Genomic DNA, 24,016 nt, shown 5'->3' with positions numbered 1-24,016 from the left:
TCAGAATTTCAGGCCAATGAGTACCACATCGTCAATCTGATCCAAATCACCTTTCCACTGTTCAAATTCCCGGTCAAGCTGTAGTCCCTGCTCAGGCATCTCTTTTTGGGAGACAGAGGCCAGTAAATTTCTGAGCTGCAGGTATTTGAATTTCTTCCCGTTGTGTCCGCCGAACTGGTCTGCGTAACCATCCGAAAAAAGATACACCAGATCGCCTGGTTCCAGATTGATTTCATGTCTGGTAAAGGGCTGCATGCTTAAATGATAGCTAACAGGCATTTTGTCGGTCTTGTACTCGGTAAGCTGGCCATTTCTTACATGATAGAGGGAGTTGTTGGCTCCGGCAAAAAGCATTCTGCTTTTATGTTTGTCAATCTTGCAGATCACCATATCCATTCCATCCTTGGCAGCACTGGGATCTCCTTTCTGGTGCATTGTTTCAATAATCTGGTTTCTCAGCTCATTGAGCAGGCTGTCGGGATCAATATCCGGGTACTTATGGACGATCTCGTTCATCAGAGCCATACCTAACATACTCATAAAAGCTCCGGGAATCCCGTGGCCCGTGCAGTCGGCTGCAGAAATATAGTAGTGGTTCTTGTGTTCGCTGAACCAGTAAAAATCCCCACTGACAATATCACGGGGTTTAAACAGGATAAAGTGCCCGGGAAGTTTTGTTTTAAGCAGATGCGCGGAGGGGAGCAAAGAATTCTGAATACGTTGCGCATACTGAATGCTGCTCATAATTGCTTTCTGCTGCTGGGCAATCTGATCCCGCTGGTATCTTGCAAAGTCGCGCTGGGCCTCGATCTCCGTATTGGCCAGCTCCAACTCATGGGTTCGCTCCCTGACCTGTTGTTCCAGGCGGTCTTTTTGGGATTTTATAGCTCTGATCCTTAGAAAACAGAACAAGTAAGTACCTGAAATAAATAATAGAATAGTCAGGATGCGGAATACCCAGGTATTATACCAGGCTTTACGGATAGTAAAATCAAATTTTTCGGTGTACCCCCAGATATTGTTTTTCCCTTTTGCTTTATAAATGAATTCGTACTTGCCGGGAGGAAGGTTGTTATAAACGGCTTTGTATTCATTGCCCCTGTGGTAAGACGAGTATTCATTACCGGTTCCCCTCAGGTAGTATTCATATTCCACAGAGGCTTCATCTGTGAATGAGAGCGCGCTTATTTCAAATATGAAATTGTTTTCATTATGCGAAAAGGCCCTTCCCGATTCTGCCTCAATCCGGTCCCCGTTTAAATAGATTTTTTCGATATAGCAGACCGGGGTATAGTTTTTGGTAGATTTCGCCTTGATATTAAAATTAGAGATGCCGTGGTAAGTGCCCACCCAAAGCAGATCATTGCTGTCCATAAAAAGGCCACCGGGTGTAATTTCGTCTCCGCTCAACCCATCTTTGGTATTGATCGTAAATTCAAACTCCAGTTTCTCAGTATTAAAGTAACTGAATCCTTTGTTGGTGCCCAGCCAGAGATAGGACCTGTTTTTGGCGGGCAGAATGGATTTGATCATCATTTCCCTATCAAAGGTGCTCAGTTCCATTTGTTCGAATCGGCTGTTTTTTACCAGGCCGATTCCACAATCTGTACCCACCCAAAGGTTTTCTCCCTCCTGGTAAAGAGACCAGATACCACAGTCGGTCTCCTGCAAAAATTCAAACCCCTCTTCCCTGAAGGCAACAAAGCCCGAATTATTGCCGCCCACCACCTGGCCGTTCATCTCAATAAGTTGAAAAATATTTGCCGTATACTTATTCTTTAACTCCTTTGGCCGGGCATAGAAGTCCGTGAAATAGTAGATAATACCATTAATGCCCGTGAGCAGGAATATTTCACCCCTGGAGCTTACAAAAATGTTCTCCACACTATGTGTAATTTGAGTGAAGGGTTTGTGCCTGATGACCTCCAGGTTGGTGCTGCTTACCTCATATAAGCCCTTCGTATTGGCAAGCAGAATGTTTTGATTGGGCAGGAGGGTTCCCGTAAATTTGGTATACTCAGTTCCAATCCTGGGGGTAAAATTTACCAGTTTTGAATCCTGGAAGTAAAAGGCGCCATTGTCTGAGGTGATCCAGATTCTCTGTTCCTTATCCTGGAAAACGGAATAGATATAACTATTGATCGATCCCGGGAAAAAATTGCGTAAACCCTTTCGGTTTGTGAGACGCTGTAACCCTCCCGAAAAGCCGATCCAGAGATTATCTTCCTGATCGCTCAGGAAAGAAAGAATCTTATTGTTCTTTATTCCGAATTCCTGCTCGTATATAATTGGTTTCTGATCGGTGGAAATGACCTGCATGATCCTGGAGTCGCTAACCAGCCAGATGGAGCCAAATTTATTGCTGCTAATATCTGAGATGATGTGAACAGGGAATTGCAGCCTGTCATTCAGGTTATAAAAGGTCGTATTGCGCCGGTCCTCTATCAGGCCGGGAAGATGAGTCACGGTAAGTCCGTTTTTGGTCGATATCCAGATACTGTCGTTGATATCCACATAAATCGAAAAACAATCTGTATCACTCAGTTGTGAAACCTGCTCCATGGAAGGATCAAACATAAAAATCCCTTTGATGGTGGCGAAAAGCAGATTTTTCGTATCCGGGTCTTCGGTGATGCTGTAAATAATCCCCGGCAATACCGGGTGTTCGGCATTTAAATATCTGGTATTTCCTTCAGGATCTTCCAGGTAGATTCCATCATCTCCCAGAAACCATCGTTGATCTCTGGAATCTATAAAAATGTGGTGAAATGAGATACCTTCCCACAGGATATGAGTAGTTGAGTCGCCGTAAAATTTTGCAATTCCATTGGTGGTTGCAAAATACATGGTCCCGCTGCTGTCCTGCTCAATATCCCGGACCGAATTTCCGGGCAGTCCATGTTCATGGTTAAATACCATCATCTCCCTGCCATTATACCTGACGGCCCCTGAATTTGTACCAAACCACATATAACCTTTTTGATCCTGAAAGATGGAGAAGATATCTTCCTGTGGGAGCCCGTCGTCGGCGCCGTAATTCACATAGGGTAACTGTCCGGTCTGGAAACTCTCATAATAGCTGTTAATAAAAGCCTCAGGCGCCTGCAATGTATTTCCCCGGAGTGCCTTGACCAGTATTCCTATCAAACCCTGTTGCTGTGATCTGTGGATGAATTTTTCGAGCTCTTTCTGGAGTTCCGGCTGGTCCTTCCGCAGTGCCCAGCAGATATCCACACTACCCAGTTCCAGTTTTGCTTCCAGGCCGGGGTATGCCGACAATTCGCTGAATGCATTATAGATAATGGTATAGTCGGCTTTTCCCGAAAGCACATCTGGAATGAAGTTGTTGATATTCTCACAATAGTAGTTGGTGATTCCGTTTTTTTTCAGGATATCTTCATAAACCGTTTCGCTACCCGTTACCCCACGGAAATTATTCAGATCGTCCAGGGTCTCAATCTCCGCTTCTTTTCTGGCCACCACCGTGTATGCACTCCGATAGACGGGGATCATATTCACCTTGTTGGCCCTCCAGGCGAGTGGTGCAATGGTCTCACAGGCGAGATCAAAATAATAAAACCACTCCGGGGTGTAGGCGGAGTCCCGTATTACTTCCCCTTCTTCATTTTCCCAGTACTTTTCGAAGTTGGGAGTCACCACAAATTCGAGCGAAACTCCCAGGTAGTCGGCAAATTCCTCCGCCAGGGCATGCATAAATTGCTTCTGTCCGTTTTCATGGTAGACAAAGTCCCGGTCCCGGAGGGCCACAACCAGTTTCCGGGAGGCAAGGATTTCGTCCAGGCTCCGGTGATACCGCTCTGTCTTCAGGTTCTTGCTGAGCCGGTCCACATAGGAATTATAGGTGATTCCAAAACGCTTGTAGAAGAGTTCATCCAGGACCCCATTGCTGGCAATGGTCTCAAAGAAATTCTCCACCTCCTGGATAAGCGGATTGTTTTTTTCCACGGCCCATGCAGTCCGGGTAATATCACTGATGGGATATGCTATTTTATATCTCTGCTCACTATTTGCATTAAAATTCAGGGCCTCATCGGCGTCCAATACAATTCCATAAACACGGCCCTCTTCCAGCAAACGCTTCGTTTCCTCACTGGATCGCGTCCTGACCAGTTGCATCTGCTCCCCCAGTGTTGCATTAATCTCTTTAAGGTGCTGTTCAAAGGTGGTACTTCCCGTGTAAGCAATCCGTTTATTGGAAAGATCTTCAAAACTCCCGGGAGTTTCCTCATTCTTGTGGATCATCAGGAGTTCGGCCGAAAGCATGGTTTCGGCAAAACCGAACAGTTTTTTTCGCCACTCCATGATCGTAAAAGTAGAGCAGATGATATCGGCTTTTTTAAGAGCATCCGGAGTGTACCGGAGTTCGGGATCGGTTTCCAGGCCGGGGGGAATGGTGCCGTTACGCATGAAGACCTGATCCCATTCTATGGGGACCTCGATCAGCTCCACATTGAGATAACGGGCAAGCTCCCGGGCAAGGTCGTAATTGATGTTCTTCAGATCTGTTTCGGTAAAAGCCACAAAGATTTTTCCACTTCTTTTGATCTCATCCAGACTCCTGCCTGTAAGTGCGATTGGAAGCAGGAAAATGAGAAGAACCAGAAAATATCTTTTCAGAAACATGCTGATTACTTTTCAAAAAAATCCTTCAGTCCGCCAAAATAGTATATGTCCCAGCCAAGGACCATATCTTCATATGCTTCATCGGGGATATGGATATGGTGCAGTTCGATTCTGGTATAATGCCGGTCTGGACGAAGGGTAATGGTCACGATGGATTTCTCCTCCTGATCGCCGAAAAACCATTCCTGTACGATCTTGCTGTCCTTCTCAAAAGCGATATTGACTCCTTCAATATCACCTTCGAAGAGCGAAAAGTCAGAACCCGGTTCTTCTGACATTTCAGCCTTGCTTCCGGTCCACAGGCTGATGGCAAAAGGATTGGTGAGGGCGGCATAAATCTCTTCGGGGCTTCCTTTGATACGATAATATTTGCGAAGTTCTTTCATGATAGGCATGCTTAACCAAAAATAAGGCTTTTTATGGAATAAACTCCATGCGGAACCATCAGTTAAGTGCACAAAGCGGGTGGTCCGGCAATCCTTAATTGATGGGTTTATAGACCTCGGAAATCTCAATTTTCACGATACGGTATCCTTTCCAGACCTCAATGGCAGCGAAAATGATTCCCACAAAAACAGCGAACATACCGGCGTAAAAAAAGGCAATAATCAACCAGTCAAACGAAGGGGTGTTTTTCTTAATGGTAAGGCCAATCAATACAGAGCTAACAATAAAAAGGGCCACTGCCAGTGAATAGCTGAAAACAGCGTTTCGAACCAGCCAGATACGTTCAATGAGATGGCTGATCTGGAGCTCAATATTATTTAAGCGGTTGCTGTCATTGTCATCAATCAGCTCCTGATGAAAAATTTTCCGCTTCTCCTCATTGAGCAGCCTGATCCGGTTTACAACCAGGCTGTACTTGTTGTTCATGCCTAGCAGAAGAAGGCCACAAGCCGAAATCATCAGTCCCGGGGCCAGCATTCCCTGGATTAATTGAACAATGGATGTTTCCATACCACTTGGATTTACCAGATACAAATGTTATGAATTAATATGGATTTATCAAGACAGCTTCGATCCGGATGCAGTTAATTGTTCGTCCCTGAAAAACAACTCCTCTTTCAGGGAAAGGATCCGGTCCTCCACAATGACTCTTACAGAAAGTGACTGATTGGTTTCAGTCTTTTCAGGAAGCCGGTCCAGGGCCTGGATAAAACGTTGATAATCCACCAGGGCTTCTTTGGAAAGATGCAGACTGTTATCCAGGATAGAAGCCATGAAATAGAGTGACATGGCATTGGTAGTATCGCTTTCCCAGGCTTTTGCATACAGGGAATAAGCTTCCTCATACTCCATTTCGAGTCGTTTGATATTACCCTGTTCCGAATAGATGCGTGACAATACCGAAGGATCGGGTTGCATCAGACGGAGCGATTTTTCCAGGTGATCCATAGCTTCTTTTTTTCTGGTAGTGTTAGCCAGACAGGCTCCCAGGAAGAAGTGGACCTCTGCATCCAGGCTGTCTTTTCCCACAGCCTGGCCCAGTGTTTCGATAGCACCTGCGAAATCGACCAGCAGGTATTGAGAAATCCCTTTGAATTTAAAGGTGAACGATGTGGAATCGCCCAGGGATACTGCATACGAGAGCCATTGAACGGCTTTCCCCGGATTGTTAATTTTGTAATGGGCGTATCCTAAAAGCTTACTGAACCTGATGCTCATGCTGTCGATCTGCAACATATGTTCACAAAGGGGAATGGCTTTCCATGCTTCTTTTGCCTGAATGTACCAGTTTCCCAGCGCATAGGCTGCTTTCTGATTATCGGGGTAGAGGCGATAGGCCCGTTCGTAATAGATGACCGCACCACTGTTGTTATGCCTGTTAAGAATATCCCCCATCATCATCAGGCTGCTCAGGTTCATGGTATCTATGGCAAGCACCCGGTTCAGGGCCTCGGTCGCTTCATCAAATTTTTGTCCGTAGGAAGCCATCTCTGCCAGCATTAACCAGGAAGAGACATCTGTGCTGTCCTCCCTGACAAGGTCCTTATAGCCTTTGCGAGCCTGAACATAGTTGCCGGCTTCAAAATATTGTCTGGCCAGCATCCGGATGATTCTTTGTTCGCCCGGATGGATCAACAATGCAAGATGAAGGGTTCCGATGGCTTCAAGGGGATGCCCCAGCTGGGTCTCAGCGAGCGCCTTCAGATAATAAGTGTTCAAGGCAGTGTCGCCCGAGGCTATTAAAGCGGCCGAACCATCGATTACGTGCTGATAATGGCCCGAATAATATAGTTCGGGAAGATTTTCCTGAGCCTCTGTTAAACACCCTGAAAAGAGTAAAAGCGTAAGGGCTGGAAAAAAACAACGGGTCTTTTTCATGGATCAAAAAAAGACCGCGAGGCAGCTTGCACGCGGTCTTTCTTAAGGGTTTATTGTAAAACGAAATTAACAGGAAAGGTAAATAATACATCTACCGCTTTCCCTCTCTGTTTACCTGGTACCCAGTCGGGGGAAGAGAGTACAACCCGCTTTACTTCGTCCTTTAGCATCTGTATATATTGTTCTTCCGGCTCATCTTGACCTTCATAGCTGGAATAAGCTGTCACGACTACTTCGCCAAGCTCTTTACCTTCTATCTTGGCCATAGTTTCCTGGTCAGGAACCTCCACCTTTCCTTCTTTTGTTACAATGAAATTAATCAAGATTTTTCCTGTTGCTCCCTGTTCGGCAGCTTCAGGGGGATAGATGAGGTTCTGGGCGATATACCTTCGGAATTCGATGGCCTCCTCGCCGTTGAATGTTGGCATTTCCTCGACCACATAAAAGACTTCTTCCTCTGGCATATCTGCGGATATTTCTTCCGCCGGTTCGATGGCCTGGATGGGCGCATCTTTATCTGTACAGGATACGACAAGGAAGGCAATAACGGTTAGCGGGAGCAGCAGAACAAGTTTCCATCTGCTTCCCAGTTTATAATTCTTGTTTAGCATGTTGATTCGGTTTTTAATTTGACTACTAAATTGATTTGAAATAGAAGCGCTTCCTATATATTGGTTTAATATGGATAACTGGTATTTAGTTGGGTCGGTGCCTTTGCGCAGGACTGCTGAGTCGGCCAGGTATTCCAGGTTTTCAATGACTGATCTCCGGAACATCCAGGCTACCGGATTAAACCAGTTGACTATAACAAAGATTTCCAGGAGAATACGGTCCACAGAGTGCCATTCCCGTTTATGAATATTTTCGTGCTCCAGGATGTGAGAGATCGAATGCTCGCTTGCACAGGCAGGATCGATAAAGATATAGCCAAAGAAAGAACTTGCATGCAGGGCTTTGCTTGCAAGCAGGGGGGTCCCGTTCAGGGTGAATCTTTTCGCACGTAGTATAATATGGCCAATACGCGTAAGCTGAATGAATACTTTAAGAATTCCCAGGGCCAGAATGAAGAGATAGATCAACAGGAACAGACCGGTGAAAGATATGGAGCTGTCTCCCCCTGTTGCTGAAGCTGACCCAAGAACGGTAACTTCTTCCAGTGAAATGGAGATGGGTGCCATCCGGGCCACCGGCATTCTTATGGAGTCGGGTATAAATGGAAGAATCACGGGCAGGGTTAGCACTCCAAGAAGATAAATCCGCCTGACCGTAAAGTTTTTATCCTTCTCGAAGAACAGTTTGTAGGCCACAAAAAGGATCATCAGGGAGATATTAAGCTCCACCAGGTAGGCAAACAAGTTATTCATAGGTCCCGTTTTTTTGTTTTAGCTCTTCCATCATATGTATAATTTCATCGGCCTCCTTCATACTCAGGGATCCGTTGGAACCAAAGTGGGAGAGCACCTGTTTCATGGAGTTGTTGAAGTAGTCCTTCATCAGGCCGGAAAAGCGTTCATTCCGGTATTTTTCCCGGCTGACAAGGGGATAGTACTGGTGGGATTTACCAAAGCTGCGATGAGCAACGAAGCCCTTTTTTTCAAGGATTCTGATGATGGTAGACACGGTATTATAGGCTGGCCGGGGATCCGGGAATTTTTGCAGCAGGTCCTTTACAAAACCCTCTTTTTCGTCCCAGAGGATCTGCATAATCTGTTCTTCTGCCTTGGTGAGTGTGTTCATATTGGCACTGATTATTAATTTCCATACAATATTAAAACTAAATACTTAGTTATGCAACTAATTCCTTAGTTAATTTTCAAATATTTCAAAAATAGAAGGTATTTTACCCTGTTGCTATTTTTAATGGAAGGATCTAAGCGGTTTACTGATAGCAGATAAGCACAGTTTCCTATTTAGATTGAGTATTTATTGGCTCTCAGTGATAAATTATGACTTTTGTTGTTATAAGATTCACATCGAAATTCTAATTTTACCCTTTCATTTTGTGAAACAAATAACAGTCTAGTTAAAACTCAATAAACCAGCGTAATACACTAAAAATTTTGTGAGCTCATGGAGACGATTATTGAAAATGAATTAGTTAGGGAGCTGGCCAATAAGCATGGCAGGACCCGTGAAAGCCTGATACCCATTCTGCAGGACCTGGTGGTTCATAACCGCTTTCTCTCCAGGCAGGACATGGTGGATGTGGCCAGAGAACTTGATATTTCAGCTGCTGATGTATTCGGAACCGCCACTTTTTACTCCTTCCTGGATACCGAGGTCAGGGGCAAATATGTGATCAGGATCTGTAAAACCATTTCCTGTGCCATGAAAGGCAAAAACGACATCCTTTCCACCATTGAGGAGATTCTTAAGGTGAAGATGGGAGAAACCACTCCCGACCGGAAGTTCAGTTTACTGGAGGCCAACTGCATTGGCTGGTGTCATAAAGCGCCTGCTATGCTGATCAATGATACGCCCTATACGGAACTTACACCCAGAAAAGTAACGGAAATATTAAGGGAATATATTAAAAAATAATTACGAAAAATACTATTAACATGAGTTCACAGCATGTAAAAAGAGTAGATCTTATTTTTGAAAAGATTGAATGCAGGGATGTCCTGAAAAAAATCGTGGATATGGAACCCGATGCCATCTGCCAGGAGTTACTTGAATCTGACCTGAAAGGCCGCGGCGGCGCAGGATTCCCCACCGGGTTAAAATGGTGCTTTACCGCCAGTGAAAAGGATCCTGTTAAATACATAGTCTGTAATGCTGATGAAGGTGAGCCCGGAACTTTCAAGGATCGTGAAATTCTTGACCTGGTACCCGGAAAGGTGTTTTGCGGAATGGCCATCGCCGGGAAGGCCATAGGGGCCAAGATGGGATATGTCTATCTGCGGGGTGAGTATAAATTTTTAATCCCCAAATTGAATGAGGAGTTAAAAAAATTCCATCAGACCATGGATGAATTTAACCAAAACTTCAGAATCCAGATACGACTGGGCAGTGGTGCCTATATTTGTGGCGAGGAGAGTGCCCTGTTTGAATCCATCGAAGGTAAAAGGGGAGAACCCCGGAACAAGCCTCCCTATCCGACCAAATCCGGACTTTTTGGAAAACCCACCGTCATTAACAATGTGGAAACGCTGGTGCACAGTGTGATGATCATGAAATACGGGGCCAGTCATTTCAAGGAGCTGGGAACTAAAGATTCCAGGGGTTCAAAAGTGTTCTCCATATCGGGCGATACTCCCAAAGCGGGCATCTATGAACTGGAGCTCGGAATGACTGTGGACGAGTTTGTCAATGATTTCGGTGATGGCGACACCAAGGCAGTCCAGGTGGGGGGGGCCTCCGGATTTTGTGTTCCCCGGAAGAAGTTTGAAGAGACCATTATTGGATTCGAAGGAGTCCCCACCGGGGGATCCATGAAGCTGTTTAATTCTACGCGTTCCATGTATAATGTGCTTCACAATTATCTGGATTTCTTCACCGAAGAGTCCTGCGGTCAATGTACCCCCTGTCGTGTGGGTTGCCAGCAGTTGCTGAAGGGAGTCGAGGCGGTGAAGCGGGGTGAGAAGAACTCCAAGTATCTGGACGAACTGGTTAAACTGGCGAAAACCATGAAACGTGCCTCCAAGTGCGGATTGGGTCAGTCGGTGGGAAATGCCTTTGGATCCATTGTGGAGAATTTTAAGGAAGAGATTATTTACTAATTAGGAAAACAGATAAAACAGATATCATGGTTAATTTATCTATTAATGGCATGCTCGTAAAAGTTCCGGAAGGAACCACCATTCTTGATGCGGCCAAAAAAATGAATTTCAGGATACCTACTCTCTGTCATCACGACGATCTCTGTGTTGCGGGAAATTGCCGGGTTTGTGTGGTGGAACAGCTGGGTGCAAAATCGCTGGTGGCGGCATGTGCCTCTCCGGTTTCCGAAGGGATGCAGATCCTGACGAATTCTCTGAAGGTTCGCTCGGCCCGGAAACACATTATTGAGTTGCTGCTTTCGGAACACAATGCCGATTGTACGAAATGCTATAAGAATGGAATGTGTGAGCTGCAGAATCTTTCGAATGAATTTGCCGTGGGCGATCACATCTTTATCGATCTTAATACGATCAAAGATTATACTATTGACCGCTTCTCACCTTCCATTCAAAAAGACGACAGCAAATGCATCCGTTGTCAGCGTTGCGTTCGCACCTGTGAACAACTGCAGGGTGTAAATGCACTTACTGTGGCCTTTAAGGGGGATCATCAGCGGATCACCACCTTTGAGGACCTCTCCATGGCAGAAGTCATTTGTACCAATTGCGGTCAGTGTATCAACCGTTGTCCAACCGGTGCCCTGGTGGAGCGTACCTATCTGGATGAAGTCTGGGATGTTATTCTGGATCCCACCAAACATGTGGTGGTTCAGACAGCGCCGGCTGTCAGGGTTGGTCTGGGTGAAGAGCTGGGACTGGAAGCCGGTAGCAGGGTGACAGGTCAGATGGTTTCAGCATTGAAAAGACTTGGATTTGATTCGGTGCTGGATACCGATTTTACCGCGGACCTGACCATCATGGAAGAGGGAACTGAGCTGTTGACCAGGCTGAAGAAGGCCCTGGTTGATAAGGATCCGGAGGTGGCCCTTCCCATGACCACTTCCTGTTCACCGGGCTGGGTCAAATTTATCGAACATACCTTCCCGGAGTATCTTCCCAATGTTTCTACCTGCAAATCACCCCAGCAGATGTTCGGTGCCCTGGCCAAAACTTATTATGCCCAGGTCAGGAAACTCGATCCAAAAGATGTGGTTAGTGTTTCTATTATGCCGTGTACAGCCAAGAAATATGAAGCTGATCGCCCCGAAATGCGATCCAGCGGTTTCAAGGATGTCGACTATGTTTTAACGACCAGGGAACTGGCCAGAATGATCAAGCAGGCCGGTGTGGATTTCAACAAATTAAAAGAAGACAAATACGACAGTATCATGGGTGTTTCGAGCGGAGCAGCCGTCATATTCGGAGCCACAGGTGGTGTGATGGAAGCCGCTCTGAGAACGGCCTATGAGATTGTAACCGGAAGAGAAGTTCCCTTTGAAGGTTTGAATATCACCCCCGTACGTGGTATGGAAGGGGTCAGGCAGGCCTCGGTTATGATTGAAGATTGCAAAGAGGAGTGGAGCTTTCTGAATGGAGTGGAGCTGAAGTGTGCGGTGGCTCACGGGCTTGTGAATGCCAGAAAACTGATGAATGGTGTGAAGAGCGGGGATATCGAGGCCCATTTTATTGAGGTGATGGCCTGTCCCGACGGATGCCTGGGAGGTGGCGGACAACCCATTCCGACCAATGAAGAGATTCGAAGAAAGCGGACCGAGGCCATTTATGCCGAGGATATGTCCATGGAGATCCGAAAATCTCATGAGAATCCGGAGATTATTGGAATATACCGGGAATTTCTGGGAGAACCACTGGGACACAAATCCCACGAACTCCTACATACCCATTATACAAAACGTGTAAGGTATTAGGTCAGGACTCATATATTCTGAAAGGAGCCGGTCCGGGAATTAACTGGAGCCGGCTCTATTTATTCAAGGGGCAGGCTGTAAAGCCAGATCGTCAGCTCTGAAGCTGGTTCGAAGGTAAAGGGGGCCAGCACAGTCAGGTAACTGGCTCCGGATCCAATCTGGTCGTTATACAAGGAAGTCAGTATAACACTGTCCTGGTTATATTCTTCACTATGAGCCGTAAATGTAATGGCTGCCCTGGCATCAAAGTCCTGAACTTCAAAGGACTCGGACAGGCTTAATAAATTAAGATCTGAGACAACGCGTTTATCCGGAGTACTCCCTCCCATATAGATGTCGATGGACGATTGACCATTGGCTGCATGATAGGCCTGAAACCTCACTTGTCCGGCCTGAGGGCGGCTGGTATCGATCTCTCTGATTAACAAAGAGGGAGCGTCTGCCGGGCCACTGACAATGATCATGTAATACTTATCCTGTTCCATTGGAACGAGCTGACTGACAAGCACCTCTTTGGTACCCGAATGTTTAACCGTAAAGCTAATCTCCTCGCTAGCAGATTCAAGCAGAACCGAGCCAGCCAGGAGCACGGAATAGTCCTTTGGTTCAGGTACCTCAATATCATCGATTTCCCAGATCACACTTCCCAGTTCAGGCACAAAATGATAGAGATAGCAGTAGGAGCGTATCTTTTCGGGCTCGGGTTCCGGTTCTTTGTCACACGACAGTAAAAAAGGGGAAAAAAGAATGGATAGGATAAATAGCTTTTTCATGAAATCAGGTTTCTTTTAACTTTCAAACAGTTCAATGGTTTCGGGTTGCATAAGCACCCAAATCGAATATACCCCTTTGGCAGTACCTACGGGAACATTCAGGCAATTGATGGCCGAGACAATCAAAACCAGGATGCGTGCCCAGGACCGGTATGAAAAGAGGCCGATTCCGCCAATGACGCCCAGGGTACTAATAAACAGGATAATCAGAGCAAGGGCATTACCCACATAGGAGAGTATTTGTTCAGCGAGGGGTTCCTCTTCAACAAATTGAAAAAGAAATTGAAAACCAAAAAAAATGGCAAGAGCCCCAATCAATCCGAGAATCCCGAATCCAATATGCAATGCTCCCACAAAAGAGACATGCTGTTTCATATTTCTCTGTTTTTCCATGTTTAGTCTGCTTTGTCCGGTTTTACAAAATTATCCCGATCACTAATAGACGGGATGTTCATCCACCTGTATCAGGAAAGGTGATTCAATATCGTTTTCATTGTGTCCGATGGTACACAGATATGCGTTGCCGATTTTAAAAATGGTGTTAGCTGTGTACGAGAGGATGGTTGAGTCGGCAGGAAGGCTGTTGGCCGGTGTGATAATAAGAGCTTCCCAAAGTTTATCTTCCGCAATTTCAAGATACTCGGTCACCGAAGTATAGTCCAGGGCTGAAAGTACTTTGTCCCCGGGCTGATTCCCGCCAACATAAATATCTACGGGATTCATAGTTGGTGCGGCGTGCATGAAATGAATTTTAATCATACCCGAGGTAGGGGGCCGGGTATCCAGAGGCTTAAAGAGAAGATGGGGCTCCTCTTCATTACCCAACATAGCCAGCATATATGAGCCGTTTTCGAATAACAATCCGGAGAGGCTGTCGAGCAAAAGTCCGGTATCGGGATTCCTGGTCAGAAAGAGGACCTCCTGCTGACTTTCATCAAGTTCAATTACCGCCTGAGCCGGAACTCCGTATGAATGCCCGGAACCAATGATTTTTTCATCAATTTCCCACTGGATATCATAAGATTCCATCAGGTAGTTATAAAAATACTCATAAGTCCTGATCGTCTGGGGCAGGGGATCTGGATCCTCCAGGCATCCGGGAAGGACTATCAGCATAAGCAGCAGGAGGAAGGCAATTTTTTTCATCATCACATCAAAGCTTTCTGTATTTCGTCTGCAAGTTAGAAAATTAGGATGAACCCGCTTACAATTTAGAATCATACATGGCAATAAACTCGTAGGAGTTACCGCTCGATTCAAGGAATCTAAGGAAAGATGCAAAAGAGATTACAAGGGTTGCGTTGTTTTCATTGGGATGAAAACTGATCCGTTCGGCCGACTGCAGGGCTTCATCAATAAACAGGTGAACATGCTTTTCCGGATCGTTGATAATTCCAAAAGCCGACACGGATCCGGCAGAGAGACCCAGGTAACGTTCCATTCTTTTGGCGGAGGCAAAGGAGATTTTCCCCTGCCTGAGTCTTTGTTCCAGGTCCCGGATATTCAATTGCCGGCGGTGATCCAGGATCACCAGGTAGTGTTTGTTCCCCTTATGGTTCCTGAAAAAGAGATTCTTACAGTGTGCCGAATCTATGTCCTTCCAGTAGGGCAGGGCCTCTTCAACAGTGGGTACAGGAGGGTGTTCGTATAACTCAAAGGGAATCCCCAGTTGTTGCAGATATTGGATTACAGCATCTCTTCGGCTCATCTTATCTGATCATATTGCTTAGCTGTACTCTGTTTTTTACCCCTGTCTTCACAAAGATCCGATGAATATGATCCTTAACCGTTTGGAGGGAGATGAACAGGGTTTCGCTGATCTCCTGGTTCGACAGACCACTACAAATCAGGCGTACTACCTCACACTCTCTTTTGGATATCTCATGTTTTCCCACAAAGGCCTGGAGCCGGGTTTCGAAATCCCCGGGAAGCTCATGTTCCATATTATGGAATTTGTTCAGGTAAATGTTCAGGAACAGGATGGGAATCAGGTGCCAGGAGAGAAAGATCAGAAAGAAAAATTGCCTGAAAATCGGGTGATAGGTTGTGAGGGACAGGGGAGCCACACAAAGGACCGTATAGGCCAGGTACCAGGAGCCAAAAACCCGCAGGTGCTTTTTTGCCGGGAAGTTGCCTGATTTTCTGGTGCCTTTATAAATTTGTGCATAGGCCAGCAGGTATATGAGGAGCATAAAAGCAGCAAAGGCCCAACGCTGGAACTGGATCAATCGCTGGTACTCTCCCAGGTCGAAGCGGGTAAGCCGGACCATATATACTCCATAACTTATAAAGGCAGAAGCCAGGATCAGGAAATAGAAGAAAACAAAGGGATTGCTGAGTTTTTTGTTTAAGAACTCCAAGATACTTCGAAGAAACATAAATTTTGCAAGTGCCAGGAAAGGAATTCCCAGGAAAATGGCATAGAGGCTTGCAGAATGGATTATTTTTTGATCGATTTCCATCCTGCCGAGCAGGTGTTCAAGTATACCGGATCCGGCCAGACCATAGGTGCCGAAAATATACAGAAAGACCAGGTAGTAAAAAAAGCTGACGGTAAAAGGAAGCTTGTAGCGCTTCATTAACCGGAAGGAAAAAAAAATAGAGATGGCACCAGCCAAAAGTGGTATGATCAATAATATGAGGTGCCAGGCTTCAGTCATTTTTTCGAATGGAATGGTGAATATACGACAATTGGCCGGGAGCATTTTCATGAAAAATAAAATTCCTACTAAAGTATAGTCCTCGCTGAATTCCTACTATAGTTGGATTTTTCAAATCACTACTTAAGTCTGAAGGACAGCATCTTTTCAAGCCTTAGATTTGGGTATAAATCAAAATCTCAGAAATCATGGTAAGCATTTACAATAATGAACAATACGACTTCTATCCGGATGCTTCGAGAAGCTACTCCATCGGATGGAAGGTACTCATGGCCTCTTTTGTGGAACTGCTTGTGGTCTCCATTGTATATATGATCCTGAGCGGACCGGTTAGTACCATTCAGTGGAAAATTGATTCCTTTGAATGGTTTCTGGTCCCCCTGGTTTTCTTTGGCATTATGTACGGAGTCTTTGTGGCGGGCCCCATTCAATATGGGACCAGCTGGGTTTTTCTAAAAGCGGTTCGAGGTGAACGGATTGAGGTCCGGGATATCTTTGTTGTTTTTCAGCGAAACTACTGGAATGCGGTTATTGCCAATATTGTGGTAGGCATTATTGTGGGCCTGGGGATTGTCATGCTGATTGTACCCGGGATCATTTTTGCCTGCCGCCTGGCTTTTGTCCCCTATCTGGTTGTGGATCGCGAAATGGATGTGATGGATGCCCTCCGGGTAAGCTGGGACCTGACCCGTGGATATGGATGGCAGATCTTTTTTATGGGACTCCTGGCCATACCGATTGTGATCCTTGGCCTTGTTTGTCTCTTTGTGGGCGTTTTTGTTTCAGTGATGTGGATCTCAGCAGCCTTTGCAGTGATGTACCATACAATTGAATTAAAGGATGGTATACCAGATAGCCGGTATCCGGTTCAATAACCGGCCCGAGGGATAGTTACTTCAGCGCCCCGATCTCCTTCCAGGAAACCAGATGAATTTCATGGCGCTTCAGAAGATCCCGGAAAGCCTGACTCTGGACATAATTCAAATCCTTTTCTCTCCAGGTCGCACCAAATGCAGGATAGTTCACTGTAACCGCCTGCATTTCTGCATTGTCAAAAGCCAGGTGCACAATCATCACGTTCAGCCCGGGAACGACTTTTTCTATCATTTTTTCATATTCTTCGTCACAGGAGGCCTCGGGGCCGTCCACGTTCAGCATAAACATGTTGTCTGCCAGGATATACTCCTCCCTGACCATGTCCCTCAATTCCTGGGGCATTGCAAACAGCATCATCCGGGGAGCAAAAACCGGAATACCATATTCTTTTCCCAGTTTCATATAAACAGACAGCAGCTCCGGTTTAACCAGAACACTTCCCATATGAGTATCCAGGTGGGTGGGCCTAATCCCGTAGGAGATGGCCCTTTCAATCTGCGCCCTGATCTCCTTTTCTGCCTCAGCCGGATCGGCATGCATGCCAAGCTCTTCGGTGGTGGGGTAGAAATAGCCATTCTCATCCAGCAGACTGGGAATTTCAGTGGCAGGTAAGATCCCCCCGAATTTGTAGTGATCCCATTCGGAAGTGAGGGTAATATGGATCCCTACATCCAGATCGGGATGGCTTTTGTAGTATTCGGCAAAGTCGTTGAACCAGGGGCAGGGAACCATGATACTTCCCGAGGTGATTCCCCCGCTGGCAAAGGCTTTAGCGGTAGCCTCGTTGACCGACTGGGCCAGGCCGATATCATCGGCATGTACAATAAGAAGACTGGCATCAGCAGTATAACCCAGTTTTTCCGCCAGAGTTTGCTGGCCACTGCTTGCCTGAACGAATAACAGAACGAAAGCTGAAATTATCAGCAAGGTGCGGGACATTTTTTTCATAGCGATATTTTTTGTTATTCAGCAATTCTGAGCCAGAAGGAGCCCCCGTGCCGCTCTACATTCCTGAGATTTTCATGATCCCAGATCGGAGCAATCAGCCCGGATAATTCCTGATCCTCAGAAATATAATAGTTTGGCAGAATGGGTTCATACTTATCCGGATTTGATAGCAGATAAAAGGCCAGCCCGTATTGTTCCGAGTAGAACCTGTTGCACATAAACTGGGGGTAATCGTAGGGCAGATAGATATCATGAAGATGAACAATAACCCCCCTTTTAAGCCGTGGAAGGATTTCCATAAAGAAAACCATGGAATCGGAGTTGGGAAAAATCCGGTGTGAATTGTCCAGGAAAAGGACATCATTGGCATTCAGTTCGGCCACGATATCCAGAGTAACATTCTCAAAGGGTTCCCGGATCATCCGGTTGGGGAGCTGGTCGATCTCTGTCCGCGGCCTGGGGTCGATGGAAATAAACTCGGTGCTCAGATCATTCTCCATAAAGGCTTTATGGGCTACCCGGGTGGAGTTGCCCGATCCTATTTCAATATATCTTTTGGGCTTGAAGCGGGCCAGTATGGTGTAGATCCCGATAATATCCAGTCCGGGCAGGTACCCGTTGTTCCAGCTAGGTTTGGCTTTGTCGGTCTCCTCCTTGGAATCTCTGATCTCCCAGATCTTCTTTTTGTTTGCCAGAGCTTTTTCAAGCAACTTTATATAGGTCTCCCTGTTGGCATCAATAATTTTAAGCAGCTCCGGATGTGCCGGCAGTCCATGACCGTACCTTGGTTTTGGATGTACTTTGTATTCCAGGAAAAGGTTCTGAAACCTTGGACTGAGAAACCTGTAGAGCTGTTTTATCATAGGATTATAAATGTAAACAAAAAGCTTATTTAAAACTCATTTTTATTCCAAAGCCTGTCTGGGCATCAGGGGCATTATCGACTGAAAAATCTTCTCTCAGAAAGATCGAATAAGCAAAGGCTCCTTTTGAGTAGGATATAATCAGGTAATTTGCAGATAAAACTTTATAGAAGTGGGAAATACTATAGTGCCAGTGGGATGTAATTCTGTCTCCTGTAAGCACGATGGTCTCAAAATCCTTCCTCTTATTCATGGAACTCCGGATATGATAGCTTAGGGCTAATGAAAAACAACCCGATCTTTTTACAGGAATGATATAGCTCAGAAGGACCTCTGAACTGAGCAGAGCATTTCTGTTACGAATGTGAACCGGATCACCAAACAAGATCAGGTTTTGATATATGGCACTTAAGCCTGCTCCAGCATGTATCGCCCGGTTGTTTCTTATTGGTATTATCTTAATTAGCGAGGTGCTCAGTCCAACATCCAGGGATGAATTGTACCGGCTGGCATTGAGCCCCAGCTGCATTCCGAAGTTTGTGTATATCCGGTGATTTTCAAGGCTTTTAATTTCCGGATAATAGGTGTAGTTAAGGTCCATTCCGGAGAAGGTGAACTGCCCTTTATCTATTTCCAGTGTTCTGCCATCCTCATCTGTGTAGCGGATATAAGCCTGATCCATTCCATAGACCTTTCTGGCAAATGGATCTTCTCCCCCTGCAACATTGGAATGGAACCATTCGATCAGGCGGTCACTGGTCAGCAGCGAGTAGGGGATCCTACCTCCATCCAGGGAAAATACCCGGGAATTTACCATTAATTCGTGCTTGTTGAATAGCGGAATATTCAGATGTAACTGGTAGGCTCTTATGATTCCATCGGCCTGAAACCCCATCGATTCGGAGGGTGAATTCTCCTGGTCGAAGTAATAATCCCGATCGTTCCAGACAAACGAGCGCATCAGATCTTTATCCGCTTCATTCAGGGGTTGATAAGCTCTCACATAGGGCAGCCAGATGTTCCCACTGGATATACCAAAGGCCAGGGAGTATGTTTTGGCAGCTTTGGTCTGAAAAATATGATTGGTCCTTGAGGACAGGATGCCCAAAGGATGAGTAGATAATCTGTTTCCATAGAAAACCGGGAGGGATTCAGGAATTTCCAGGCTATCATATTCTTGTTGCGCGTAGCATATCTGGCTAAAGCAGAACAGAATAATCAGGCAACGATTCATATTTACAGGCTTCCAGAATAAAGATAAGATTATTCTCAATTTCCGAATAAAAAAAGCCATAAGCAGCTAAAATGCAACTGATTATGGCTCTTGATCTGTGGGATGTACTGGAATCGAACCAGTGACCTCATGCCTGTCAAGCATGCGCTCTGAACCAACTGAGCTAACACCCCGGACGGTCAAAGTTATAAAAAAAGTGTGATTAGTGATATGCGACAGTGTGAAATGAATCGCCGTCCATCATTCGCAGTTCCCCTCCGGCATACAGGAAAAAGTTCTTATCAAAAGAGCCTATTTTAAGAGCCAGGGGGAAGCCCAGGGAATAACTCCGGTGCTTGATCTTTGTGTTCTTGTTATAATCGGGATGTGTGTTGTCCACATCATACCCCACATTCTGAAAATAGTCCTCCATGATTAATCCCACATTGCGGATGGCAAAACCGGTATAAAGTCCCAGGTTATCGCTCAGATCAAAATTGAGGTGTTGCTGAGTATGAAAGAAGAGGGTAAAGCGAAGGTTGTTACTCACATCGGATTCCTTAAAATTCATATCCGCCCCGGATAAGATTAATTCACTACCCGCGGAATGATAAATTCGTTTTTCCTGGGCTTCCATGCTGAGAAAGGCCGGGATCAGAGAGCATAGGACTATAAAGGGTTTCATTTCTGGAGGTTTTTCGACGGATAAACAATTAAAAGTACGTATTCGTTTTAATTCCCGGGCATATCAATACCGGTGAGATTTTCCCGGATCAACAGTTCAAACTGATTCATCAGCTGCTGCATGAAAGGATGGCCCACATCAAAAAGATATTCATCTATCTGTCTGACCGGAAGGACCTTTGGTGAGGTGCCGGAAATAAAAGCAGCTACCAGGCTGTCCAGCTGGCCCACAGCAATGGGTTTTTCCAGAAGGACGATGCTGTTTTTTCGTGCAATTTCCAACACATATTTTCTTGTAATCCCGGGCAGGATTTCCTTTTCAGGAGGGGTAATCAGCCTGCTTTCCCGGTCGATAAAAAAAATATTGGACCGGCTCCCTTCGGTGATCTGGTTTTGATGGTTAATCAGTGCTGCTTCATAAACCTTCTGTTCGAGGATGTACCTGGCCACCGAATTCCGGAATTGATCATCCCATTTTTTTATTCCCGGGTTGGGTCTTACATGCGGATATATGGACAGTTTCACTCCCTTTTTATACATGTCCGGCCTGGGATAATAATAGGGGATGAAATAGCATTGCAACCGGGGTTTGTTGTCTCCGGCGGCTTGCAGGCAGATCCGGATATTTCCCTCCCGGCAGGGATTACCGGTGACCAGCAAAGCCAGGCTCTCCGTAATACTTTTATGGCCCGGGTACTCAATTCCTGAACCGGAAATGGATTGTTGAAGCCTGTTCAGGTGATCGGGCAGAAAGAGAAATTTTCCTTCGATCAACCGGACCACCTCATAATAAATCTCGGCAGACATATCCGGAACAAAACCTGATGCATCTGCCAAAAAGCCATTTATTACGCAGCTGTTTCCTAATATCTTTCCACTTATCATTCCACCCTGATGGAGGCAGCCGGATTCATCCGGGAGGCCTTAATTGATTGCCAGCTTACGGTGATCACAGCAATGCTTAGTGATAACAGCAAAGATATGATAAAGGTCCAGAACGGAAAGTCGATCCGGTAGGTGAAATTCTGCAGCCAGTGTTTCATCACGAAATAGGAGAGAGGCCAGGCCAGTATGTTGGAGATGATCACCCATTTGGAGAATTGTGTCAGGAAGAGTACCAGGATCTGGTTCTGGCTTGCACCCATGACTCTTCTTACTCCTGTTTCCCGGGTTCGTTTTACGGTCATAAAGGAGGATAGCCCCAGTAAGCCAAGTGCAGCTATGAAAATGATCAGGATCGTAAAGGAGATGACCAGGGCAAAGACCACTCCTTCCTCCTCATAGAGCTTGTCCAGTTCATCGCTTAAGAAGCTGTACTGTATGGGATATGCCGGATGGAAGGATTCTCTGACATCCCGGATCCAGCCGATCACTCCCTGCATGTCGTCTCCTCTAACTCTCACGGAAAGAGTCCGCATAAATCCTTGATTATTAAAACATCGTAACACCAGTGATTCGACGGGATTGTGAAGAGAACCATAATGAAAGTCCTTCACCACCCCGATAATTTCGCCGACCGGGTTATTGGCCCCCTGGATATTTACCCCGACAATAAACTGTTTTCCCAGGGCTGAATCTCCCCATTGCATCTCCCGGACCAGGGCTTCATTTACCACAAAAGCCGTGCTCAGGTCGGATCCGAATTGTCTGTCATAGAATCGCCCCTCAACGAGTTCCAGCCCCATCACATCCATGTAATCGTGATTGACAATAATGTTGTTGAAGGCTTTCTCCTGCATTTCACCATTGTTCTGCTCAGCGGTCATCACCTGTTTCCCGAAAAATCGGCCGGGAGCTGTGGTGGAGGTGGAAGTCTCTTCCACGGCCGGATAGCGCTCAATTTCTTCCATAAAAGCTCCCACATTGTTGATGATCGCGGTATCGTTCAAAGAAAGCAGTAGGATCTGATCGCGGTCGAAACCCAGGTCCTTTTTCTGGATATATCCCATTTGAAGTGCCACCACGATTGATCCAATGATCATTACCGAAGAGATTAGAAACTGGGCAATCACCAGTCCCCTTCTCAACCACCCCCGGTCCTTGCTGCTGACCCCGTTCCCTTTCAGAATGGCCAACGGATTAAAGGAAGCCAGGTAGGTGGCCGGATAGATTCCCGACAGAAGACCGGTCAGAATAGAGATCCCCAGAATAAACAGGAGAATGGAAGGTTGAAAAAAGGTGCTTATGTTAAACTCTTTCCCGGCCAGGTTATTAAATAAGGGCAATATCAGTGCGGACAGAAAAACAGCAAGGATTCCTGCCAGGATGGCCATTGCCAGGGATTCTCCCAGGAATTGTGACCTTAAAAGACTCTTATCTGCCCCTCCCACCTTCCTGATTCCGATTTCCTTGCCTCGACTGGTCGCACGTGCCGTGGTGAGGTTTGTATAATTGATACTGGCAATAATAATCAGCAGAATGGCTATAATGGCCATGATATAGACATAATTCATATTTCCTTTGGGCAGATCCCAGGTCAGTTCATCTTTTTGAAAGTGAACATCCGCCAGCGGGGTGATCCGCAGCTTGAAGGATGCATTGATCTGCTCTCCCAGCTCCTTCATGTATTTGTCATAGAATTCAGGAAATTTTGATAATACCATGTCCGGGGAGGTATTTTCGGCCATCAACACATAGGTATAGGCGTTTACATTCCAGAATGCACCCGCGCTGCGGTCATTGAAGCGTTCACTGCCAATCTGATCTTCAATGGTAGCGGAGGAGACCAGGCCATTATAGTGGAGGTGCACGTTCCCGGGCAGGTCCTCAAAGACCCCGGTGATATTGAAGGTGGTTCCCTCCAGGTCCTGCATGCTCTTCCCGACCACATCCCAGGTGCCAAAATATTTTTGAGCCAGCAAACGGCTGATCACCATGGAGAAAGGTGCGGTAAGGGCTGTACCCGGGTCGCCACTTACAAAAGGTACGGAAAATACAGAAAATATGGTGGAGTCGGCCAGCATGATGCTGTCCTCCTTAAAGGTGTCTTCCCCTTGTTTAAAATAAAAATCCCTTCGGGGCAATATCCTGACCTGTTCCACAATTTCAGGATATTCATCTTTTAATGTTGGACCAAGCGGAATTTGGGTAATGGCGGTCAGGTCCTGTTTTTCACTGATAAAAAAGTCGCCTTCCAGGCGATAGATACGTTCATATTGAGCATTATGCCTGTCGAAGGTAAGCTGGTCCTGTACATAAAGAAAAATCAGAATGGCAGCCGTGATTCCAGCGGCAAGTCCAAGAAGGTTTAACAGCGTGAAATAGATATCACGTCTGGCATTTCTAAGCAGGGAAAGCAGGTAATTTTTTAAAAGTGACATCGGAGCAGTGATTTTTCGGTTATCCAGTCTCACATAATTTCAATTGCAGTGCCAAAATCTTTAAATACTTGTAAAAGAATAAAATATGGCATAAGTGATTGATGGAAGATGTCCGGTTTCGTATATCATCTGTTCGTTATCGGACAAGGACGAACAAAGAAAAAAATAAATTGCTATTTT

The 24,016-nt window shown here is 45.8% G+C and carries 21 protein-coding genes and 1 tRNA gene; 4 read left to right on the top strand and 18 right to left on the bottom strand.

The annotated features are described in order from the left end of the window. From P1P86_01135 to P1P86_01110, 6 genes are all read right to left on the bottom strand, one after another. Positions 1–4,644, bottom strand: coding sequence for a transporter substrate-binding domain-containing protein (locus tag P1P86_01135; GenBank protein MDF1573781.1), 4,644 nt, complete (start codon positions 4,642–4,644; stop codon positions 1–3). Positions 4,645–4,649: 5 nt separating this feature from the next. Beyond that, positions 4,650–5,030: an SRPBCC domain-containing protein gene (locus P1P86_01130; GenBank protein MDF1573780.1), complete on the bottom strand. Its 381-nt coding sequence runs from the start codon at positions 5,028–5,030 to the stop codon at positions 4,650–4,652. A gap of 94 nt (positions 5,031–5,124) precedes the next feature. Beyond that, positions 5,125–5,601 carry a DUF2721 domain-containing protein gene (locus tag P1P86_01125; GenBank protein ID MDF1573779.1) on the bottom strand — a complete coding sequence of 159 codons (477 nt, stop codon included), beginning with the start codon at positions 5,599–5,601 and terminating at the stop codon, positions 5,125–5,127. A 48-nt stretch (positions 5,602–5,649) separates the two neighbouring features. Next, on the bottom strand, positions 5,650–6,969 hold the full coding sequence (locus tag P1P86_01120; protein ID MDF1573778.1) for a tetratricopeptide repeat protein: 1,320 nt from the start codon (positions 6,967–6,969) through the stop codon (positions 5,650–5,652). Positions 6,970–7,019: 50 nt separating this feature from the next. Further along, positions 7,020–8,333, bottom strand: a complete 1,314-nt coding sequence (locus tag P1P86_01115; protein MDF1573777.1) for a M56 family metallopeptidase — start codon at positions 8,331–8,333, stop codon at positions 7,020–7,022. After that, positions 8,326–8,706, bottom strand: coding sequence for a BlaI/MecI/CopY family transcriptional regulator (locus P1P86_01110; GenBank protein MDF1573776.1), 381 nt, complete (start codon positions 8,704–8,706; stop codon positions 8,326–8,328). Before P1P86_01110 ends, P1P86_01115 begins: the two co-directional genes overlap by 8 nt. 333 nt (positions 8,707–9,039) lie before the next feature. Between P1P86_01110 and P1P86_01105 the strand changes: the two genes are divergently transcribed. The 3 genes from P1P86_01105 to P1P86_01095 are packed head-to-tail and all read left to right on the top strand — an operon-like array spanning position 9,040 to position 12,499. Next, positions 9,040–9,510 carry an NAD(P)H-dependent oxidoreductase subunit E gene (locus P1P86_01105; GenBank protein MDF1573775.1) on the top strand — a complete coding sequence of 157 codons (471 nt, stop codon included), beginning with the start codon at positions 9,040–9,042 and terminating at the stop codon, positions 9,508–9,510. A gap of 20 nt (positions 9,511–9,530) precedes the next feature. After that, entirely contained in the window at positions 9,531–10,691 is a 1,161-nt protein-coding gene (locus tag P1P86_01100) for an NADH-ubiquinone oxidoreductase-F iron-sulfur binding region domain-containing protein (protein ID MDF1573774.1), read from the top strand. Positions 10,692–10,717: 26 nt separating this feature from the next. Then, a complete protein-coding gene (locus P1P86_01095) occupies positions 10,718–12,499 on the top strand; it encodes an NADH-dependent [FeFe] hydrogenase, group A6 (GenBank protein ID MDF1573773.1) in 1,782 nt (593 codons plus the stop codon). Positions 12,500–12,558: 59 nt separating this feature from the next. Here the strand turns inward: P1P86_01095 and P1P86_01090 are convergent, their stop codons facing one another. From P1P86_01090 to P1P86_01070, 5 genes are read right to left on the bottom strand one after another with little or no spacing between them, the layout of a single operon-like run. Then, positions 12,559–13,272 carry a hypothetical protein gene (locus tag P1P86_01090; GenBank protein MDF1573772.1) on the bottom strand — a complete coding sequence of 238 codons (714 nt, stop codon included), beginning with the start codon at positions 13,270–13,272 and terminating at the stop codon, positions 12,559–12,561. Positions 13,273–13,287: 15 nt separating this feature from the next. Further along, complete coding sequence (locus tag P1P86_01085; protein MDF1573771.1) at positions 13,288–13,665, bottom strand: hypothetical protein; 378 nt, start codon at positions 13,663–13,665, stop codon at positions 13,288–13,290. Positions 13,666–13,707: 42 nt separating this feature from the next. Further along, positions 13,708–14,421 carry a hypothetical protein gene (locus P1P86_01080; protein ID MDF1573770.1) on the bottom strand — a complete coding sequence of 238 codons (714 nt, stop codon included), beginning with the start codon at positions 14,419–14,421 and terminating at the stop codon, positions 13,708–13,710. A 55-nt stretch (positions 14,422–14,476) separates the two neighbouring features. After that, complete coding sequence (locus P1P86_01075) at positions 14,477–14,980, bottom strand: prolyl-tRNA synthetase associated domain-containing protein (GenBank protein ID MDF1573769.1); 504 nt, start codon at positions 14,978–14,980, stop codon at positions 14,477–14,479. Between the two features lies 1 nt (position 14,981). Continuing rightward, on the bottom strand, positions 14,982–15,983 hold the full coding sequence (locus tag P1P86_01070) for a helix-turn-helix transcriptional regulator (GenBank protein MDF1573768.1): 1,002 nt from the start codon (positions 15,981–15,983) through the stop codon (positions 14,982–14,984). A 137-nt stretch (positions 15,984–16,120) separates the two neighbouring features. Between P1P86_01070 and P1P86_01065 the strand changes: the two genes are divergently transcribed. Continuing rightward, positions 16,121–16,807 carry a hypothetical protein gene (locus tag P1P86_01065; GenBank protein ID MDF1573767.1) on the top strand — a complete coding sequence of 229 codons (687 nt, stop codon included), beginning with the start codon at positions 16,121–16,123 and terminating at the stop codon, positions 16,805–16,807. Positions 16,808–16,823: 16 nt separating this feature from the next. On the opposite strand, the gene P1P86_01060 is transcribed toward P1P86_01065, so the two are convergent. The 7 genes from P1P86_01060 to P1P86_01030 all read right to left on the bottom strand — a co-directional run bounded on the left by P1P86_01060 (position 16,824) and on the right by P1P86_01030 (position 23,836). Then, a complete protein-coding gene (locus P1P86_01060) occupies positions 16,824–17,756 on the bottom strand; it encodes a polysaccharide deacetylase family protein (GenBank protein ID MDF1573766.1) in 933 nt (310 codons plus the stop codon). Between the two features lie 14 nt (positions 17,757–17,770). Next, positions 17,771–18,619, bottom strand: coding sequence for a class I SAM-dependent methyltransferase (locus P1P86_01055; protein ID MDF1573765.1), 849 nt, complete (start codon positions 18,617–18,619; stop codon positions 17,771–17,773). 25 nt (positions 18,620–18,644) lie between these two features. Next, positions 18,645–19,727, bottom strand: a complete 1,083-nt coding sequence (locus tag P1P86_01050) for a hypothetical protein (GenBank protein MDF1573764.1) — start codon at positions 19,725–19,727, stop codon at positions 18,645–18,647. 224 nt (positions 19,728–19,951) lie between these two features. Further along, a tRNA-Val gene (locus P1P86_01045) sits at positions 19,952–20,026 on the bottom strand. A gap of 29 nt (positions 20,027–20,055) precedes the next feature. Beyond that, on the bottom strand, positions 20,056–20,517 hold the full coding sequence (locus P1P86_01040) for a hypothetical protein (protein MDF1573763.1): 462 nt from the start codon (positions 20,515–20,517) through the stop codon (positions 20,056–20,058). Between the two features lie 47 nt (positions 20,518–20,564). Next, positions 20,565–21,353, bottom strand: coding sequence for an aminotransferase class IV (locus P1P86_01035; GenBank protein ID MDF1573762.1), 789 nt, complete (start codon positions 21,351–21,353; stop codon positions 20,565–20,567). A gap of 44 nt (positions 21,354–21,397) precedes the next feature. Continuing rightward, positions 21,398–23,836 carry an ABC transporter permease gene (locus tag P1P86_01030; GenBank protein MDF1573761.1) on the bottom strand — a complete coding sequence of 813 codons (2,439 nt, stop codon included), beginning with the start codon at positions 23,834–23,836 and terminating at the stop codon, positions 21,398–21,400. Positions 23,837–24,016 lie beyond the last annotated feature (180 nt).

The sequence above is a fragment of the Bacteroidales bacterium genome (genome assembly GCA_029210725.1).
GTDB lineage: Bacteria > Bacteroidota > Bacteroidia > Bacteroidales.
The sequence above is the reverse complement of the archived record's forward strand: the minus strand, read 5'-3'. Positions and strand labels throughout refer to the sequence as shown.

Bases quoted from the DNA above. Each gene is read 5' to 3' on its own strand.
- P1P86_01080 (MDF1573770.1), bottom strand. From the start codon at position 14,421: ATGATGAAAAAAATTGCCTTCCTCCTGCTGCTTATGCTGATAGTCCTT.
- P1P86_01125 (MDF1573779.1), bottom strand. From the start codon at position 5,601: ATGGAAACATCCATTGTTCAATTAATCCAGGGAATGCTGGCCCCGGGA.
- P1P86_01100 (MDF1573774.1), top strand. From the start codon at position 9,531: ATGAGTTCACAGCATGTAAAAAGAGTAGATCTTATTTTTGAAAAGATT.
- P1P86_01055 (MDF1573765.1), bottom strand. From the start codon at position 18,619: ATGATAAAACAGCTCTACAGGTTTCTCAGTCCAAGGTTTCAGAACCTT.
- P1P86_01040 (MDF1573763.1), bottom strand. From the start codon at position 20,517: ATGAAACCCTTTATAGTCCTATGCTCTCTGATCCCGGCCTTTCTCAGC.
- P1P86_01070 (MDF1573768.1), bottom strand. From the start codon at position 15,983: ATGAAAATGCTCCCGGCCAATTGTCGTATATTCACCATTCCATTCGAA.
- P1P86_01095 (MDF1573773.1), top strand. From the start codon at position 10,718: ATGGTTAATTTATCTATTAATGGCATGCTCGTAAAAGTTCCGGAAGGA.
- P1P86_01060 (MDF1573766.1), bottom strand. From the start codon at position 17,756: ATGAAAAAAATGTCCCGCACCTTGCTGATAATTTCAGCTTTCGTTCTG.
- P1P86_01115 (MDF1573777.1), bottom strand. From the start codon at position 8,333: ATGAATAACTTGTTTGCCTACCTGGTGGAGCTTAATATCTCCCTGATG.
- P1P86_01030 (MDF1573761.1), bottom strand. From the start codon at position 23,836: ATGTCACTTTTAAAAAATTACCTGCTTTCCCTGCTTAGAAATGCCAGA.
- P1P86_01075 (MDF1573769.1), bottom strand. From the start codon at position 14,980: ATGAGCCGAAGAGATGCTGTAATCCAATATCTGCAACAACTGGGGATT.
- P1P86_01065 (MDF1573767.1), top strand. From the start codon at position 16,121: ATGGTAAGCATTTACAATAATGAACAATACGACTTCTATCCGGATGCT.
- P1P86_01110 (MDF1573776.1), bottom strand. From the start codon at position 8,706: ATGAACACACTCACCAAGGCAGAAGAACAGATTATGCAGATCCTCTGG.
- P1P86_01135 (MDF1573781.1), bottom strand. From the start codon at position 4,644: ATGTTTCTGAAAAGATATTTTCTGGTTCTTCTCATTTTCCTGCTTCCA.
- P1P86_01120 (MDF1573778.1), bottom strand. From the start codon at position 6,969: ATGAAAAAGACCCGTTGTTTTTTTCCAGCCCTTACGCTTTTACTCTTT.
- P1P86_01090 (MDF1573772.1), bottom strand. From the start codon at position 13,272: ATGAAAAAGCTATTTATCCTATCCATTCTTTTTTCCCCTTTTTTACTG.
- P1P86_01105 (MDF1573775.1), top strand. From the start codon at position 9,040: ATGGAGACGATTATTGAAAATGAATTAGTTAGGGAGCTGGCCAATAAG.
- P1P86_01130 (MDF1573780.1), bottom strand. From the start codon at position 5,030: ATGAAAGAACTTCGCAAATATTATCGTATCAAAGGAAGCCCCGAAGAG.
- P1P86_01085 (MDF1573771.1), bottom strand. From the start codon at position 13,665: ATGGAAAAACAGAGAAATATGAAACAGCATGTCTCTTTTGTGGGAGCA.